This window comes from Pseudomonas syringae, assembly GCF_023278085.1.
Classification (GTDB): Bacteria; Pseudomonadota; Gammaproteobacteria; order Pseudomonadales; family Pseudomonadaceae; genus Aquipseudomonas; species Aquipseudomonas syringae_Q.
Window position 1 is genome coordinate 5,373,157 of record NZ_CP066265.1, and the last position, 16,149, is coordinate 5,389,305.

The 16,149-nt window shown below is 60.3% G+C and carries 12 protein-coding genes and 1 pseudogene; 4 read left to right on the top strand and 9 right to left on the bottom strand.

Annotated elements, in window-relative coordinates:
* Positions 1-87 precede the first annotated feature (87 nt).
* From I9H07_RS25230 to hflK (I9H07_RS23830), 5 genes and pseudogenes are all read right to left on the bottom strand, one after another.
* Positions 88-192 (bottom strand): annotated as a pseudogene (locus tag I9H07_RS25230) (hypothetical protein); the annotation flags it as partial.
* Positions 193-195: 3 nt separating this feature from the next.
* Entirely contained in the window at positions 196-2,121 is a 1,926-nt protein-coding gene (locus tag I9H07_RS23815) for a heavy metal translocating P-type ATPase (RefSeq protein ID WP_248957191.1), read from the bottom strand.
* Positions 2,118-3,146 carry a protease modulator HflK gene (gene hflK, locus I9H07_RS23820; RefSeq protein WP_058392174.1) on the bottom strand — a complete coding sequence of 343 codons (1,029 nt, stop codon included), beginning with the start codon at positions 3,144-3,146 and terminating at the stop codon, positions 2,118-2,120. The genes I9H07_RS23815 and hflK (I9H07_RS23820) overlap by 4 nt, the downstream gene beginning before the upstream one ends.
* Positions 3,143-4,177: a protease modulator HflC gene (hflC, locus tag I9H07_RS23825; RefSeq protein ID WP_236425721.1), complete on the bottom strand. Its 1,035-nt coding sequence runs from the start codon at positions 4,175-4,177 to the stop codon at positions 3,143-3,145. The genes hflK (I9H07_RS23820) and hflC overlap by 4 nt, the downstream gene beginning before the upstream one ends.
* A 10-nt stretch (positions 4,178-4,187) precedes the next feature.
* On the bottom strand, positions 4,188-6,134 hold the full coding sequence (hflK, locus tag I9H07_RS23830) for a protease modulator HflK (RefSeq protein WP_236425720.1): 1,947 nt from the start codon (positions 6,132-6,134) through the stop codon (positions 4,188-4,190).
* A 303-nt stretch (positions 6,135-6,437) separates the two neighbouring features.
* Between hflK (I9H07_RS23830) and I9H07_RS23835 the strand changes: the two genes are divergently transcribed.
* Complete coding sequence (locus tag I9H07_RS23835; protein ID WP_235181179.1) at positions 6,438-6,578, top strand: hypothetical protein; 141 nt, start codon at positions 6,438-6,440, stop codon at positions 6,576-6,578.
* Positions 6,579-6,761: 183 nt separating this feature from the next.
* Complete coding sequence (locus tag I9H07_RS23840; RefSeq protein ID WP_024673886.1) at positions 6,762-8,381, top strand: glucan biosynthesis protein D; 1,620 nt, start codon at positions 6,762-6,764, stop codon at positions 8,379-8,381.
* 55 nt (positions 8,382-8,436) lie between these two features.
* On the opposite strand, the gene I9H07_RS23845 is transcribed toward I9H07_RS23840, so the two are convergent.
* The 4 genes from I9H07_RS23845 to I9H07_RS23860 all read right to left on the bottom strand — a co-directional run bounded on the left by I9H07_RS23845 (position 8,437) and on the right by I9H07_RS23860 (position 13,454).
* On the bottom strand, positions 8,437-9,072 hold the full coding sequence (locus tag I9H07_RS23845) for a response regulator transcription factor (protein WP_024673887.1): 636 nt from the start codon (positions 9,070-9,072) through the stop codon (positions 8,437-8,439).
* Positions 9,072-10,139 carry a sensor histidine kinase gene (locus I9H07_RS23850; protein ID WP_236425682.1) on the bottom strand — a complete coding sequence of 356 codons (1,068 nt, stop codon included), beginning with the start codon at positions 10,137-10,139 and terminating at the stop codon, positions 9,072-9,074. Before I9H07_RS23850 ends, I9H07_RS23845 begins: the two co-directional genes overlap by 1 nt.
* A 224-nt stretch (positions 10,140-10,363) precedes the next feature.
* Positions 10,364-11,668, bottom strand: a complete 1,305-nt coding sequence (locus I9H07_RS23855) for an ABC transporter ATP-binding protein (RefSeq protein WP_236425683.1) — start codon at positions 11,666-11,668, stop codon at positions 10,364-10,366.
* A 31-nt stretch (positions 11,669-11,699) separates the two neighbouring features.
* Positions 11,700-13,454, bottom strand: a complete 1,755-nt coding sequence (locus I9H07_RS23860) for an ABC transporter permease (RefSeq protein WP_236425684.1) — start codon at positions 13,452-13,454, stop codon at positions 11,700-11,702.
* A gap of 709 nt (positions 13,455-14,163) precedes the next feature.
* Here I9H07_RS23860 and I9H07_RS23865 point away from each other — a divergent pair.
* Both I9H07_RS23865 and I9H07_RS23870 read left to right on the top strand, forming a co-directional pair.
* Positions 14,164-15,141 (top strand): iron-containing redox enzyme family protein, encoded by a 978-nt coding sequence (locus I9H07_RS23865; protein WP_024673891.1) that lies wholly within the window; start codon positions 14,164-14,166, stop codon positions 15,139-15,141.
* Between the two features lie 10 nt (positions 15,142-15,151).
* Positions 15,152-16,141 (top strand): iron-containing redox enzyme family protein, encoded by a 990-nt coding sequence (locus I9H07_RS23870; protein ID WP_024673892.1) that lies wholly within the window; start codon positions 15,152-15,154, stop codon positions 16,139-16,141.
* Positions 16,142-16,149: the final 8 nt, after the last annotated feature.

Here is a 16,149-nt window from a genome sequence, read left to right on the forward strand (position 1 = left end):
CGACTCTCGTGCCAATGCCTTGGCATCCATTTCTGGACGCTCTGCGTCCGGTCTTGAATGTGCGTTGCGAAGTATTATCGTGCGCCAACGATAAACATCCTCCCGCGTCAGCGGCAATCCGGTCGAGCCATCGGCGAAGGGTTTCACTGCCAGTATCTGGTGCAGGTTGATCCAGCCTGTGGCGAAGCCATGCGTTTATAGCTTCAGCAGCGGCTCCTGGAAGCGCAATAGACGTCCGGCATTGCCAAGCACCAACAATGTGCTGAGATTGTGCAGGACAGCCGCGACCATGGCGCCAGCCGCGCCGAGCAGACCAAAAGCCGCCATCGCAACAATGGCCAGCGTCCAGCCCAGCCCGATGATCACGTTGACCTGCAACGTCTGCCGGCACTGGCGGCTGAGGCGCACGCAGGTGCCCAGTCGCCGCAGGTCGCTGCCAATCAGCACGATGTCGGCGGAAGCCAGCGCGATGTCCGCCCCGCCCGCCCCCATCGCAACGCCCACCACACCGGCCTTGAGCGCCAGCGAGTCATTGATGCCATCACCTACCACCATCGGCCGGAAGCCACCGGCAATTTCACCCATGACCCGGTTGAGCTTGTCCTCCGGCAGCGCCTGCGCCTGAACATCGGCAATACCGATTTCCCGAGCCAGGTTATCGGCCACGCTTTGCCGGTCACCGGTCAGCAGCAATTGGCGCCCCAGGCCCAGCTCACGCAGTTCAAGCAGCGCCGCCTGTGCTTCAGGTTTGACGCTGTCGGCCAGCAGCAGCCAGGCCAGAAAGATACCGTCCAGCGACAGCCCGGCCAGCGGGCCGTCATGCGCAGGCACGGCAGACGTGACGATGCCCAGTTGCTCAAACAGCTCCGGGCGACCCAATGCGGCTTCGCCATGCTCGGTCGACGCGACGACGCCCAACCCCTGGCGCTCGCGGGTATCGCTCAACGGCAACAAAAGACTGTTATCCACAAGCCCGGCCATTGCCCGACTGACCGGATGGCTGCTGGCCGAACCCAAGCTGGCCGCCAGCGCCAGCAACAGTGGATGCTGCGGGCCATCGGCCTGCACTGACTGCAAACGCAGGCGGCCAAAGGTGAGGGTGCCGGTCTTGTCCACGACCAGCGAGGTCAGGTCAGCCAGCTCTTCAAGGAACGCCGAACTGCGAATCAGAATCCCGTGGCGCGCCGCTACGGCGATGCCTGCGATAGCGGTCGCCGGAGCCGAGAGCACCAGCGCACACGGACACGCCGCAACCAGCACGGCGAGCATCGCCTGCGCATCCTGAGTGATAAACCAGGTCAGCGCGGCGATCAGCAACACCAGCACCATATAGCTGCCTGCGTAACGCTCCAGCAAGCGGGTGATCGGTGGCTTGGAACGTTCGGCGCTTTGCATCAGCGCAATGACCTTGCCCAATGTCGACTGATCGCCAATGCGGGTCACTTCGATACGCAGCACACCATCCAGATTGATCGCACCGCCAAACACTTCGACGCCGACACTGGCTTCCAGTGGCACCGACTCGCCGGTGATGGACGACGTATCAAGACTGGCTTGCCCGGAGAGCACACGGCCATCCGCCGGGACCCGGTCACCGGCGCGCACTTCGACCTGATCACCGGCTTTCAGCGTGGTGTTGTCGACCTCACGAATGCTGCCATCTGCACCCAGCAAACGAGCCTGGCTGCGCGTCAGGCGGCCCAGCGCTTCGATGGCCTCCTGCGAGCCGATCACGCTGCGTTCTTCCAGCACATGACCAAAGATCATGATGATCGGCAGCAATGCAGCCGTCATCAGATCGCCCGTGGCCCAGGCACCGAGCATAGCCAGTGCGATCAGTTGATCGGTGATGCCGTGCAGGCTCGGATGCCGCAGGCTATGCCAACCGGCGCTGACCACCGGGATAGCCACCAGCAGCGACGCCGCGCCCAGCAGCAACTGACTGACGCCCGCCTGCTCCGGCGCGACAAAACGCCAGATCAGCCCCAGCCCCAACAAGCCCAGCGCCAGCATCGCCAGAGTCAGTTGCCGGGCGGCGCTGCGCTGCTCCGCGTTGCTCAGCAAACTGCCCGCCGCCTCGGGTTTGGCGGCGTGGTGGGTGTGAACGGCTTCGCCACTCATTGTGGTGCTCCCTGGATGATCAGGCGGGAATCGTCTTTAGGATCGACGGTGGTCACCGAACCGGCCTGCCGCAGAATGCCCGGCACGCGCTCGCGATAAAGACGCTGCATCAGGCCAGGATCGCTGCCGTTGTGGGCAGCCTCCGACAGGCTGACGACCGTGGCCGTGGCCGCCTGCGCCTTGGCCAGACGCTCCGAGGCCTGAGCATGCGCCACTTGCAGGGTTCGATCGGCTTGCTGATTGGCGGTCTGGGTCAGTTTCTCGGCCTCGGTGCGGGCGTTGGCCACGGCCTGATCGGCCTGCTGACTGGCGGTCAGCACGGCGTTGAAAGCGTTGACCGCCGAGGTCGGCAGGCTCGATTGCACGTCTACCCGCGCCACTTCGACGCCGATGCCCATTCCGGTCGCAGCCAGTTCCTCCAGACGCTGATTGATGCCGCGCACCAAATCACCGCGCAGCCGTTCGCGGCGCTCGGCGGCCTGGCTGTCTGCGCTGATCAGCTCGGGGCGGGCGACCAGAATCGCGTCCAGATCCCGCGCGGCGGTCAGCGCCACGGCGCTGCGGTTGACCAGTCGATCAAGGGCGGGCAGTACGTGATCGCCCTGCAGAACAAACGCCCTTGGGTCAGTCACTTTGTAGAAAACGGTCACGTCCAGTTGCACGACACCCGCATCGCCCGTCAGCAGAAAGCCCGAGCCCGCCAGCGCGTCGCTCATCGGTGCCGAGAGGGTCGCGATCTCATCGGCTTTCAACGCGGCAGGCGAACGCAACAGGGTTTCCACGCGCCGCTCGATCACCCGATCAGCCGAGGGCAGCAGCACCACCTGTTCGAAGGGTTGTGGCCAGGCGGTCAGCAGACCGGCGTTCTGCACCCGCTCAAGCGCGCCAAAGCGCATGACCACCGCACGGTTCTGCGGATCGATTTCCCGTACGTTGGACGTCACCCAGCCAAGCGCTGCCAGCAGTGTGACGCCATACAGCCCGAGGAACGCCAAGCGGCTGGCCTGCAACCACGGGCTGCTCATGGCTGCGTTCCGCCTTTGGCGTCCAGGGCTGGCGGGCCGTCCACCAGCACACGGAACGGCGCGGCGTCGGTGCGCAGGATCAGGCGCGTACCCGGCGTCACGATCGTGCCAAGGGTGTCCAGCGAGCGCAGCAGATTGTAGAGCTGAGGCGAGCCGGCATAGGCGCGGCCATAGATCTGCGCGGCTTCGACGCGGGACTGCGCCTCGATGTCGGCGGCCTTGACCGTCGCATCCGCTTCGACGATGCGTGCGTCGCGCTCAGCCGCCGAACGTATCTGCGCCGCCTCGCGTTTGCCTACCGCCGTGCGCTCGGTGGCGATGGTTTCGCGCTCGGCGCGCATACGGTCGACCGTGGCGTTGAGGGTCACCGACGGCAGGGTCAATCGTTCGACACCTACTTGCAACACACGGACGCCATAAGTCGCCAGCAACTGTTGATCGATCTGCTGGCGCAACTGGTTTTCGAACGCCGTGATGTTCACTTTGCTGGCGTCGGTATTCACCAGGCTGGACAGGTCAAAGCTGCTCGCCGTGGTTTCCAGCGCGGAGCCGACAAAGGTGCGAATCTGCCGCGCCGCTTCGTCCGGCTGGTTCTGTACGGCACGCATGAAGCGCTGCACGTTGTCTGCGTCGCCCTGCACCTGCCACGCCACATACGCCTGAACGATGATGCGCAAGCCGTCGCGAGTGCCGACATCCTGCAGGCCGCTGGAAGTGGTGCGCAGGCGCAGGTCCACCGGGATGGTCGCCTCGAACGGTGCGGGCCAGCGCCAGCTCAAGCCTGGCTCCAGCAACACGCGGGACGGGTTGCCAAAGCGAGTGACGACAGTGGCCTCGCCCGAACGCACCTGCACCAGGCTGGCCGCTGCGATGGCAAAAGCAATCAGCACGGCGGCCAGGCTCGCCCGTCGCCACGGGAAGCTCGCCGGACCGTCAGACGCATGATGATGATGGTGCCCATGACCGCCATGCCCATGACTGTCATGGCTTTCGTGTTCGCTGTGATCGTGATGATGATGGAACAGACTCAAGGGACACTCCTTACTGAACGGCTTTACGCGGCGCCGTTGGGTCTGCCGGTGGGGTGAAAGAACGCAGGTCGATGGTCGGCGCGTTATCGCCGCCCAGACGATGATCGAGTATCAACAGCTTGGCATTACCCAGCCCCTCGGTAAGCTGGGCCAGGTATTGCTCCAGCAGGAAGGCCTGCCCGGCCTTGGCGTAGGCCTGCCGCTCGGCGCTGAAACGCAGGTCAGCGCCCTGCGCGGTGGCCATGACTTCACGCGCACCGGCAGTGGCCTGGTCGCGGGCAACGCTGGCATTGAGCTGAGCCTGGTTGGCCTTGTCACTGGCGGCGCCGCGCTCACGGGCGATCAGCGCCTGCGCACCAATCTGCGCAGCCTGCACCGCGTGGTAGGCATTGGCCGCCCCGGCGGGCGGATGAATCGCTTCGACCACGGTGGCCAGCAATTCTACGCCGCTGTCCAGGCGCTTCAGGTCAGCCTGCACCGCCTTGCCAATGTCATCGGCAAGGCCACTGCGCTGCTCGCCGAGCAGCTCGTCCAGCGTGCGCGAGGCAAAATCGTGCACCAGCACGCGGCTGGCGGTGCTGCGGATCAGCGCCGGGATATCTGCGCTGTGGTACGTCGAGGCCATCGCCGCCGCGTCCGTCAGGCCGATGCGATAGACGAACCGCACGTCCATGTTGACGATCTGAAAGCTCTGCTTGTCGCCCGCACTGCTGGCAATCACCTGGGACTTTTCGTTGATGTGGCTGGCATCCCACAGCCGGTTGGCGCTGAGTGGTGGTGGTCCTTCAGCCGGGTCGAGGCTCTGTTCGGTGGCATCGGCCGCAGAAACACTGGTCGCCAGCTCATGAATCACACCGTTCTCCACCGCCAGCACCCGCCCGAACGGCCAGGGCAGGCCCGCATGCAGGCCGGGCCCGAACACCTCGACCGGCTTGCCGAAGCGCTCGTAGATACCGCGCCCTTGCATCGGTATTTCATGCACGCCGCTCAGCGCCCACCCCAATGCAGCGACGACGGCCAGCACCGGCAGAAAGGCGCGGCGCATATAGGTGAACGCCCAGATCTGGCGCAGATCGATGCCAAAACGGTTGTGCAGTTCGTGCTGCAAGGCGAGCAGCGGACGCGGTGGCCAGCGCAGCAGGTCAGCGATGAAACTGCTGGCCAGCAGGCGCGGCTCGACACGAGGATTGCGCGGGCTGAAGACTGACAGGCCAGCGCGCAACAGAAACTCAAGGGCGACACACAGTGGCAGCAGGCCGATCAGCACGGCCACTCGCACAGGCCAGACTCGGTCTGCGCTGGAGAAAAACAGACACAGCGCGCCGATCAGCATGACGCTGATCGTCATGCGCACCAGTTGCGCCAGCGGTCCGGCTTCCGGTGACTGGCCGGCAGGCTCGCCGCTCAATTGCCGCTCGATAACCAGCAGGCCGAACGCCAACAGCAACATCACGCTCCCGGCCAGGTTACTCAGCGCTGAAAGCTCCGTGCCGGGCAACGCCAGGTTCCAGAAAGAACGGATCACTATCAACGCCAGCACGGCCCACGCCGCCAGCCACAGGGTCGAACTGCCGATATGCCTGATCAGTGCTTCGCCGGAATGGCTCAGGCGGGTGAGCAGGCGCTCGTACCAGCCGCTTTCATCACCCGCCTGTGCGGTTTCGACCGGCTGGCCTGTCTCTGGCGAACCCAGCGCACGGGCCCGCCACCTCGCCACATGCCGCGCAGATTGCAGGCCTGCGGTGAGCAAGAACAGGGCCGCTGCGGCATTGCACAGCACCGCCATCCACAATGAGCCCGGGGAAAACAGATCAATAGACAGCGCCAGCAGCAGCCCAAAGGCGCCTGCCCCACCGGTCAGGTACATCAACCGTCCAAGTCGCTTGGCCTGCTGCACCGCCATTTGAAAACGCGGCAGACCATCCAGGCCTGCATGCTCATCCAGATCAACCCGCATCAACACCCCGAAACCGCTGATTATCGCTCTGTACAGAGCCCTGCATTGGCATGTAAATGCCGCTGCATCTTAGCGTTACGATATAACACGCAGAGTGAAACTTTCGTCAGGTCTGTTAGCTGAACGAATGCGAGATAGCGTGCAGCGCTCATCGCTATACACAAATGACCGACGCTCGTGCTGTCATGGCTCCAGTGTGTGACGCGGAGCGTCACGAACGGCATGCCAACGCGGAGCATTGGCACGAGCATCACCCTCCAGGGAGGCAGGCGCGCTCATGAGGTCAGTCCGTGCGTCAGGAAAATGATTGCTGAATATTGCCTGGCAAAAAAGTTTTTACCGCTGGCGGAATATATCGAGTTGCTCAGCCCTGCCCGCCCCACTCGTCTGGAGGCCTTGCGCCAAGCGGCGTTGCGGATAATCGATCAGTCGATAGCGATGTGAAAACAAGCGTTCTGGCCGTCTCTACGCCGTATTCATTGAACAGGAGCGGTGTTTTTTTTTGGCCGATTTCCGAACCGGATCTCGTCTTTGTTATCTGTTGTGGGTAGTTTGCGTTCGGCAAGGAGTCGTTGGCGCGCCATTTTTTGTGCAGGACGCACAGAATTACTCAGAGGCTTCACCCTTATGAATCGCAGAAATCTCCTGAAAGCGTCCATGACGTTGGCCGCTTACAGCAGCGTGTCGGCTTCAGGGCTTTTCGCTGCGCGAGCACTGGCCGCAGCAGCCGATGGCGAGATCGAGCATTTCGATTTTGCAGAGTTGCAAGCCCACGCCAAGAAGCTCGCGAGCAAAGGCTACGTCAGCAACAAGCAGGTGCTGCCACCGGTGCTGGCGAACATGACGCCGCTGCAATTCAATGCCATTCGCTATGACCCGGATCATTCGCTGTGGAAAGACGTCAACGGGCAGTTGGACGTGCATTTCTTCCACGTCGGCATGGGCTTCAAGACGCCGGTGCGGATGTACAGCGTCGACCCTAAGAGCAAGCAGGCGCGGGAAGTGCATTTCCGCCATGACCTGTTCAATTACGAAAGCAGCGGCATCGACAAGAATCTGGTCAAGGGCGACCTGGGCTTTGCCGGTTTCAAGCTGTTCAAGGCGCCTGAAATCGCCATCAACGATGTGGTCTCGTTCCTCGGTGCCAGTTATTTCCGGGCCGTGGACAGCAACAAGCAGTACGGCCTGTCGGCCCGTGGCCTGGCAATCGACAGCTACGCCAAGCGTCAGGAAGAATTCCCCGATTTCACCAAGTTCTGGTTCGAAACCCCGGACAAGAACGCCACCCGTTTTGTGGTCTACGCCCTGCTCGACTCGCCCAGCGCGACCGGCGCCTACCGCTTCGACATTGACTGCCAGGCCGGTCAGGTGGTCATGGAGATCGACGCGCACGTCAATGCGCGTACCGATATCCAGCAACTGGGCATCTCGCCAATGACCAGCATGTTCAGCTGTGGCACTCACGAGCGCCGCATGTGCGACACCATTCACCCACAGATTCACGACTCAGATCGCCTGTCGATGTGGCGCGGCAATGGCGAGTGGATTTGTCGTCCGCTGAACAACCCGGTCAAGCCGCAATTCAGTGCGTTCTCCGACAAGGACCCGAAAGGCTTCGGTCTGGTGCAGAGCGATCACGAGTTCTCCAGCTATCAAGACACGGTTGTCTGGTACAGCCGTCGCCCGAGCCTGTGGGTCGAACCGATCACCGCATGGGGTGAAGGCGAGGTCAGCCTGCTGGAACTGCCGACCACCGGCGAGACGATGGACAACATCGTGGTGTTCTGGACGCCGAAGACGCCGGTCAAGGCCGGGGATTCGATGAATTACGGCTACAAGCTGTTCTGGAGCCCGCTGCCACCGGTTAGCACGCCACTGGCACAGGTCCACGCCACGCGCTCGGGCATGGGCGGTTTTCTCGAAGGCTGGGCGCCGGGCGAGCACTACCCGAAAACCTGGGCACGGCGCTTTGCGGTGGACTTCAATGGCGGCGGTCTGGATCGTCTGCCGGAAGGCACAGGCATCGAGCCGATCGTTACCGTGACCCACGGCAAAGTGCAGGATTTCAACATCCTCGTGCTGCCGGACATCAAGGGCTACCGCATCACCTTCGACTGGGTACCGGACAGCGACTCGGTCGAGCCGGTTGAAATGCGCATGTTCATCCGCACCGGCGACCGGACGTTGAGCGAGACCTGGTTGTACCAGTACTTCCCACCAGCACCGGACAAGCGCAAATACCCTTGATGGGTTGAGCGTTGATCGGTTGAACCTTGAGTGTCATACCCCGGTATGACGCTCATCAAAGTTCTTTGAGCCGCTCGGCGTACTTGACCAGGTCGGCCAGTGAGTCGGCTTCCATCTTGCGCATCACCGAGCCGCGGCGGACTTTGACGGTGATTTCGCTGACGTTCAGGCGGGCCGCGATCTGTTTGTTCAGCAGCCCGGTGACCACCAGGTCCATCACCTGTTGCTCACCCTGATTGAGGCTCGCGTAACGGCGCTGCAGTTCGGCTTCGACAGCGGCGCTCTGGCGCCGACTGCGATCCTGCGCCAGCCCTTGCTGGATGGCGTCCAGCAGGTCCTGTTCACGGAAAGGTTTGGTCAGAAACTCCACAGCCCCCGCCTTCATCGCCCGTACCGACATGGGGATGTCACCATGCCCGGTGATGAAGATGACCGGCAGGAAAATCCCCGATCTGGCCATGTGCTCCTGAAAGTCCAGGCCGCTCATGCCTGGCATGCGGATGTCCAGAATCAGGCAGCCCGGCGCATCGGGGCGAGGCGTTTCCAGAAACTCCCTGGTCGAGCCAAACAACAGACTGCGCAACCCGACCGACGCCAGCAGATCTTCCAGCGAGGAACGCACCGACAGGTCATCGTCGATAACGTAGACGATCGGCTCCTCAGGCGGCGTAACGGTGGCGGCTGTATTCATCAGGTTTCCATCTTTCCGGTAGGCAGGGTGAAATGAAACGTAGCACCGATTGAAGGGTTGGGCGTGACCCAGATGCGCCCGCCATGGGCCTCGATGATCGAGCGGCTGATCGCCAGGCCAATCCCCATGCCCTCCTCCTTGGTGGTGTAGAACGCGTCGAACAACCGATGGGTGTTTTCCGGCTGCACGCCGATGCCCTTGTCGCTTACCGCAAATCCGATATCACCGCCGTCACGCCAGTCCACCCGAATCTCCAGCTGTGCCTGATCCGGCTCGGCCTTCTTCATCGCGTCCACGCCGTTGAGCATCAGATTCAGCAGCACTTGCTGGATCTGCACGCGATCAGCCAGCAGCGGTGGCAGGCCTTCGGGGATATCGACCGTCAGCGCAACGCCCTGCTCCTCTATCTCGCTATGCGCCAACGCCACGATCTCGGCCACGGTGTCGGCGACACTGATCCACTGCTTGTGGGTAGACGAACGCTTCGCCAGAGCGCGCACTCGCACAATGATATCGCCTGCCCGGTTGGCGTCGCCGATCATGCGTTCGACAGCCTGCCGGGCTTTTTCCAGATTGACCGGCTCGGTGGCCAGCCAGCGCTGGCAGGCATTACCGCTGATGACAATGGCCGACAGCGGCTGATTGAGCTCATGGGCAATGGACGCCGTCAGTTCACCGAGTTGATTCACCCGTGCGATGTGCGCCAGTTGTGAGCGCGCTTCATGCACCGAACGGATGGCCAGCGCCATGCGCAGCGCCAGCCAGGTGGTCATGGCAATGGCCGCCAGGCTGATGATGCAGTTGACCAGCCCGGACGCCTCACTGCCTCTGGACGTGGTCATCTCGTAGCTGATAACGGTCAGCACCATGCACAGCAGGGCTATCGCGATAACGCCGCCGACCGGCAAAAATCTGACCGCCAGCAACACCACCGCAATCTGAAACACACCGACGGCAATTTCCAGATCGGTCAGCGTGTCGGCTACCGCAATGACCAGCGCCAGCAGCAGCAAGGCGATCAGCCGCACCGCCAACGCGGCCTTGCCGTAGGATTCAGGTTCACGCATGGGCATCATCCCGTTCGTTGCAAAAGGCCCGTTAGGTTCTGTACGAAAAGTCGGCGAGCGAAGGTCAGGCAAGGCAAAAACAGGCGAGGACCGGCCGGGGTCGCGTTCGACTCTACGTGTTGTAAATGAGCATTCCGATCGGACTCGCGCACGAGCCTGTTTTTAACGCAGCATCACCGAGCGCAGCCACTTTACGTACAGAGCCTAAGTATGTCGTACAAACCTCAGGAAGGATTGTCCAGGCTGAACTGATCGGCCAGCTCGTCATAGGCAAACAACTCGGCGTAACGCCCCCATTGAGTCACCGCGTTCAGGGTCTGCATGGCATCGCTTTCGGACATGAAGTCTTCCAGTTGATCGCGAAAGCGCCGCGCCGGTGCCGTATGCGTGGGACGATCATCCAGCACCCGGCGGATATGCGCCACCAGCGGCACAAAGCTCAGCAAATGCTGGGCGAAGAGCTGCTTGCGCTCATCCACATCCGCCAGCGCATAACGCTCCGCAGCAGGCAGCAAACGTATGTCGCCGCCCTTCAGTTCAGCAAAGCGCAACAGTTGCAGCACCTCGGCAATCGGGAACAGTTCGTCGGCGTTGTAGTGCAGCGCAGCGGCCAGCTCCGGCAGATCGGCTTTCAGGTTATAGGGCGGCGCGTGAATCGCCTCGATCAGCCCTGCAAGGGCGTTGGTGGAAACCTGTGGCAACACCATGCCCAGCCCGGTGCCGGGAAACACACCCTGACGGATCTCGCCCACATCATTGTCCTGAGTCATCAGCACGTAGATTTCTTCTACCAAGGCACGGAAAATCGGGTCCTGGCGATTGCGCGGCTGCGGCAGATCGACCTTGATCTCGCTGATCACCCGCCCCGGATTGGAGGAGAACAGCAGGATGCGATCGCACATCAGCACCGCTTCGGCGATGTTGTGCGTCACCATCAGGATCGATTTGATGGGCATGCGCCCTTCGCTCCACATGTCCAGCAGATCGGTGCGCAGGGTTTCAGCGGTCAACACATCAAGCGCGGAGAACGGCTCGTCCATCAGCAAGACATCGGGATCGATAACCAGCGCACGCGCCATGCCTACACGTTGGCGCATGCCACCGGAAAGCTCTTTGGGATAAGCGCTCTCGAAACCGTCCAGACCGATCAGGTCGATAGCCGCCAGCGCACGCTTGCGGCGCACGGCAGCCGGCACGCGCTGCGCTTCGAGGCCGACTTCAACGTTTTCCAGCACGGTCAGCCAGGGAAACAGAGCGAAGCTCTGGAACACCATGCCCACCGACATCGCCTGCCCTTGCGCAAGGCGCGGAAAATTCACCTGGCCTTCGGTCGGCACCACCAGCCCCGCGATAGAGCGCAACAGGGTCGACTTGCCCGAGCCGGAACGACCCAGCAGGCCGACGATTTCGTTTTCATTGAGTTGCAGTGTCACGTCATCCAGCACCAGGCGCTCTTTGCTGGCCTTGCCGTACACATGTCGAACCTTCTGAACATCTACCAGGCACCGCGTTTCGACCGCCATCATCATGGCGCCCTCCCTTACACAAGATTGCACAAAATCACACAAGGCTCAGACGTCGCTCGGCAAACCCGTACAGCGGGCGCCACAGCAACCGGTTGAACGCGATCACGAAGACCGACATGACAGCAATGCCCAGCGCGACACGCGGAAAGTCTCCCGCCTGAGTCGCATTGGCGATGTACGAACCCAGCCCCGCCGCCTGTACATGCTGGTCGCCCCAGGACACTGCTTCGGCGACGATGCTGGCGTTCCACGAGCCACCGGACGCGGTCAGGGCGCCCGTCACGTAGTACGGAAACACCCCCGGCAATGCCACCCGACGCCACCACTGCCAGCCGCGCATGTTGAACATGCTGGCCGCTTCGCGCAGGTCGGTCGGCAAGGCACTGGCCCCGGCGATCACGTTGAACAGGATGTACCACTGCGTGCCCAGCACCATCAGCGGTGACAGCCAGATATCGGGGTTCAGGTGCAGCCCGACGATAGCGATCACGGCAAACGGAAACAGCACGTTTGCAGGAAATGCCGCCATGAATTGCGCAATCGGCTGCAACCGCTCGGCCCACACTGGCCGCAAGCCGATCCATACCCCGACCGGCACCCAGATCAGGCTGGCAATCACGATCAGGGCGATCACCCGCAACATGGTCGCCAGGCCCAGCCCGAAGGCGGTGATCATGTCGTTCAGGCCCAGCGATGCCTCGATGAAACGGAACAGGTAAATACTGGCGGTCAAACAGGCAGCCATGACCATCCCCAGCCACAGGTAATCAATCAACCGGGCGAACCGTGGCGTCGGTTTCACTTTCCAGAACCGGGACACCACGCGCCAGTCGATCAGCATCAGCCCTTTCCACGGCGCAGCCAGAAGTGCGCCGAGCATCGGTGCCAGACGCGAGCGACCCAGTACGCTGTACACCCAGGAGCGTGGACGCTTCGCCGAAGCCGTTTGCTCGAAGCGGAATTTGTCCGCCCAGGCGACCACTGGCCTGAACAGCAACTGGTCATAGGCGAGAATCACGACCGCCATTGCGCCGACGGCCCAGGCAATCGCCGGAAGGTTTTTCTGTTCGATGGCCAGCGCCAGCCAGGAACCGATGCCCGGCAGGTTGACCGTGGTATCCCCGACAGAAATCGCTTCACAGGCAACCACAAAAAACCAGCCGCCGGACATCGACATCATCATGTTCCACACCAGCCCCGGTATAGCGAACGGCAGCTCCAGACGGGTGAAACGGAGCACCGGCGAGAGCCCGAACTGGCGACTGACTTCACTCAGGTCAGCCGGCACGGTGCGCAACGACTGATAGAAACTGAACGCGATATTCCAGGCCTGGCTGGTGAAAATCGCAAAGATCGCAGCGCATTCGACGCCCAGTTGCCGGCCGGGGAAAAGCCCCATGAAAAACGTGACGGTGAAGGTCAGAAACCCCAGTACCGGGACGGATTGAAGAATATCCAGCGCAGGAATAATGATCTGTTCGGCCTTGCGGCTTTTAGCGGCCAGTGTCGCGACGATGAACGTGAAGACCAGCGAAGCGGCCAACGCGATAAACATGCGCAACGTAGTACGCAGGGCATATTCCGGAAGCCGCGCCGGATCGAGTGTCACCGGGCTGGAATCAAGCACGGCGATGGGCTGCAGCATCTGGCCGACGCCATACCACAACAGCGCAAAGAATACGGCCAGCAACACGACACAGATGCCGTCGGCCACATAAGAGTTTCGCGCCCCGGCCCTGACAAAACGCGGCGTTCGCAGGCTTTTACCAAATTCGGATATCGAATGCATTACTCACCTCGCGTCGGCAGCACAGGCGCAGGACAGCAGGTTTGATAAACAAACAGGCTGTCTGCGTTTACTGATAAAAGGGCATTAAAGGCTGCCGGATAGTGAGACAAAGCTTATCGAGTTTTGAACAACAGTTAAAACCTGCAAAGGTAGAGCATGTTTATCTGTATGTATGAGTCATATATACGAACGTATAGGTACATGAATGTCCGCTTCACAGGCACTTATTGGCACTCGCGCTGAGCACTTATCGTTCTCCACACAGTGCGTTGAAAAGTCTGGAGAACCAGACAGATGCCTGAACAGCGCAGGAGCAGACCCTGCGACAACGGTCCCGAATCCATGGGCAGTCGAAAACGCTCCCAAGGTCATGGCGAGAGAATTTTTCCAAAAAACCGGCCAGAAGTGCTCCAGAAAGCAATTTTATTCTCCTCACCGAGTGCTTGAATTGTCTCGCCGGGATTAAACGGATTGCGCTGTTTAATGGCATGGACACCGTGCATCAGACCGGTCCGGCATCACTACTACTGTGAGGATAATGATATGTCGACTACCGTTGCTCAATCGGAAAAGAAAGCTGAAACCACCAGCAAAAAGATCGTGATCAAGGCAAAAAATGAGCGCCCTATTCTGATGGCCGCTCATCTGTAAAACGACGTCAACAGCCGGGCCAGTGTGCCCGGCTATCTTTTGACAAGGAGTGATACGGATGAGTGAGTCTTTCATCGCACTGGGTCGATTCGAGAAAGGTCAGGACCAGACGTCAAAAACCTTGATGTTTTCAGGCAGCACCCATGAGGTCACCGGCCTGGACGGCGAAGTTGAGCAGTGGAATCAAGTGCTGGAACTGTGTGACGGTTCAAGGACCGTAGAAGAAATCTGCGCCCTGAACGGCGATCTGGAAGAACAGGCCATTGGCGAGTTGCTGGAGACGCTGGCCGAAAGCAACCTGGCTTATCGAGCAAACTCAGGTGAGCGTTACATGACCGGCGACGAAGCCATCCTGATAATCGAGGATCTTCAGGCCGATCTGCTGCACAAGACGCTCTACGCGAACAGGTTCTGGCGAGGCATGCAGACACCAGAATCCGTGCCTGAAAATGTGTACTACGGAATGGCCATCGAGAACTTCAACTTTCTGTACCGTGAAAGCTGGTTTGATTCCCCGGTGCTTAACTACGTCGCCTCCGAAAAAGCGCGGCTGAAGATGAACGAGTTCTACGGTGAAGAATACGGACATGACGAACTCATTTTTCAGGCACTGAGCACCTTGGGCATCACCCAGCAACAGATCCGTGAGTCTGTGCCACTGCCTGAGACACTCGCGCTGTGCAACGCACTTGCCTATTGGGCGGCGACCGACCCGCTGTTTTTCTTTACCACGATGGGCATCCTTGAAGGCAAGGACATTGAAGTGGACAGCTACATCATCGCCATGCAGGCAAGTGGCAAGATAAAAGACGAATTCATCGCCCCCATTCTGGCCCACGCCAACATCAACATTGGTGCCGAACACGGAGTGCTGACCCGCGAGCTGTTTGCTGAAATACCGGTAGTGACGGCTGATCAGCTACGCAGTATGAAATCCAATACCCATATATTTGTGGAGCTTTACGACAACTTCCACTCTGCTGTCTGGGATTTCTACTCCACAACCCACACGCTGCTCAGGCCCGTCAACCTATAGGAACGATCGTATGCAAACGCACAGTCAACGTTTTCGTTACCCTAAATTCCGGGCCGGTGTTCAGCACACTCAGGTGGATAACAGCCACCACCTGGACTATCGACTGCAAAGCGTCGTATTGGAGAACCCCGAAGACACCAGCCTTGTCGCGTTGCTGGCGGATCTGAAAGAAGGTTGCCTCAGCACAGACGAGCTTTATGACAAGCACCATCCGATGATCGACTCGCAGATCATCGAAGCGCTAATTATCGATCTGGATAAACACTATCTCCTGACAGAGGGCAGGTACATCCAGCCCAACGGGGTGCTGTCCGGAAAAGAATTCACGCGAAAATTGAATGCAACGATTGCGGCTTTTCACAGAAAGCAGGGTGACTCGTCCCTCTACCAGCGCATGAAAGATCAGACCGTCACCCGCACCCAGCTCATTGGTTTTGCGCTTGAGTACTACCATATTGTCAAACAGGCACCCAAGGTCATCTCGCCGGCCATGGCACACCATTCCAGCCCAGAGGTATACCAGGGTATAAAAAAACTGTTTCTGGAAGAGCATGACCATGAATCGTTGCTCGCCGATGCCTTGTCAGCGGTATCGGTCGATCGGGAAAAACTGAAATACGTCGCTCCGCTGGATTCGACGTTTTCCATTTACTCCTCTTTGGGCGTGTACGCGAGACAACACCTGTTGTCGTTCATCAGCTCGCTATTCCTCTTTGAAGAACCCTACCCTGAGTTCAACGAGCTTTTTTTAGAGTCCTGCGAGCGTCTGGGCATCCCTAAAGCGTTCTGGGGCCCGATCATCGGGCATTCCAACGTTAACGAGTCTGAAGGGCACGGCAATATCACCAACGACCTGCTAAGTCATTTTCCAGCGGTATCGGAAGAGGAAGCACGGGTCACATTGGTCCATGTCTGTTCCCTGCTTGAACTGATGGGGAAATGGGACAGCCAGATCTGCTCGTACTACGAGAGCGGCGTCAAACTTCGTCTTTTTAGCTGAGGTGATTC

What these genes read in the sequence shown, in the direction of transcription:
- I9H07_RS23815 (WP_248957191.1), bottom strand. Translation starts at nt 2,121, where the DNA reads ATGAGTGGCGAAGCCGTTCACACCCACCACGCCGCCAAACCCGAGGCG.
- hflK (WP_058392174.1), bottom strand. Translation starts at nt 3,146, where the DNA reads ATGAGCAGCCCGTGGTTGCAGGCCAGCCGCTTGGCGTTCCTCGGGCTG.
- hflK (WP_236425720.1), bottom strand. Translation starts at nt 6,134, where the DNA reads ATGCGGGTTGATCTGGATGAGCATGCAGGCCTGGATGGTCTGCCGCGT.
- I9H07_RS23835 (WP_235181179.1), top strand. Translation starts at nt 6,438, where the DNA reads ATGATTGCTGAATATTGCCTGGCAAAAAAGTTTTTACCGCTGGCGGAA.
- I9H07_RS23840 (WP_024673886.1), top strand. Translation starts at nt 6,762, where the DNA reads ATGAATCGCAGAAATCTCCTGAAAGCGTCCATGACGTTGGCCGCTTAC.
- I9H07_RS23845 (WP_024673887.1), bottom strand. Translation starts at nt 9,072, where the DNA reads ATGAATACAGCCGCCACCGTTACGCCGCCTGAGGAGCCGATCGTCTAC.
- I9H07_RS23850 (WP_236425682.1), bottom strand. Translation starts at nt 10,139, where the DNA reads ATGCGTGAACCTGAATCCTACGGCAAGGCCGCGTTGGCGGTGCGGCTG.
- I9H07_RS23855 (WP_236425683.1), bottom strand. Translation starts at nt 11,668, where the DNA reads ATGATGATGGCGGTCGAAACGCGGTGCCTGGTAGATGTTCAGAAGGTT.
- I9H07_RS23860 (WP_236425684.1), bottom strand. Translation starts at nt 13,454, where the DNA reads ATGCATTCGATATCCGAATTTGGTAAAAGCCTGCGAACGCCGCGTTTT.
- I9H07_RS23865 (WP_024673891.1), top strand. Translation starts at nt 14,164, where the DNA reads ATGAGTGAGTCTTTCATCGCACTGGGTCGATTCGAGAAAGGTCAGGAC.
- I9H07_RS23870 (WP_024673892.1), top strand. Translation starts at nt 15,152, where the DNA reads ATGCAAACGCACAGTCAACGTTTTCGTTACCCTAAATTCCGGGCCGGT.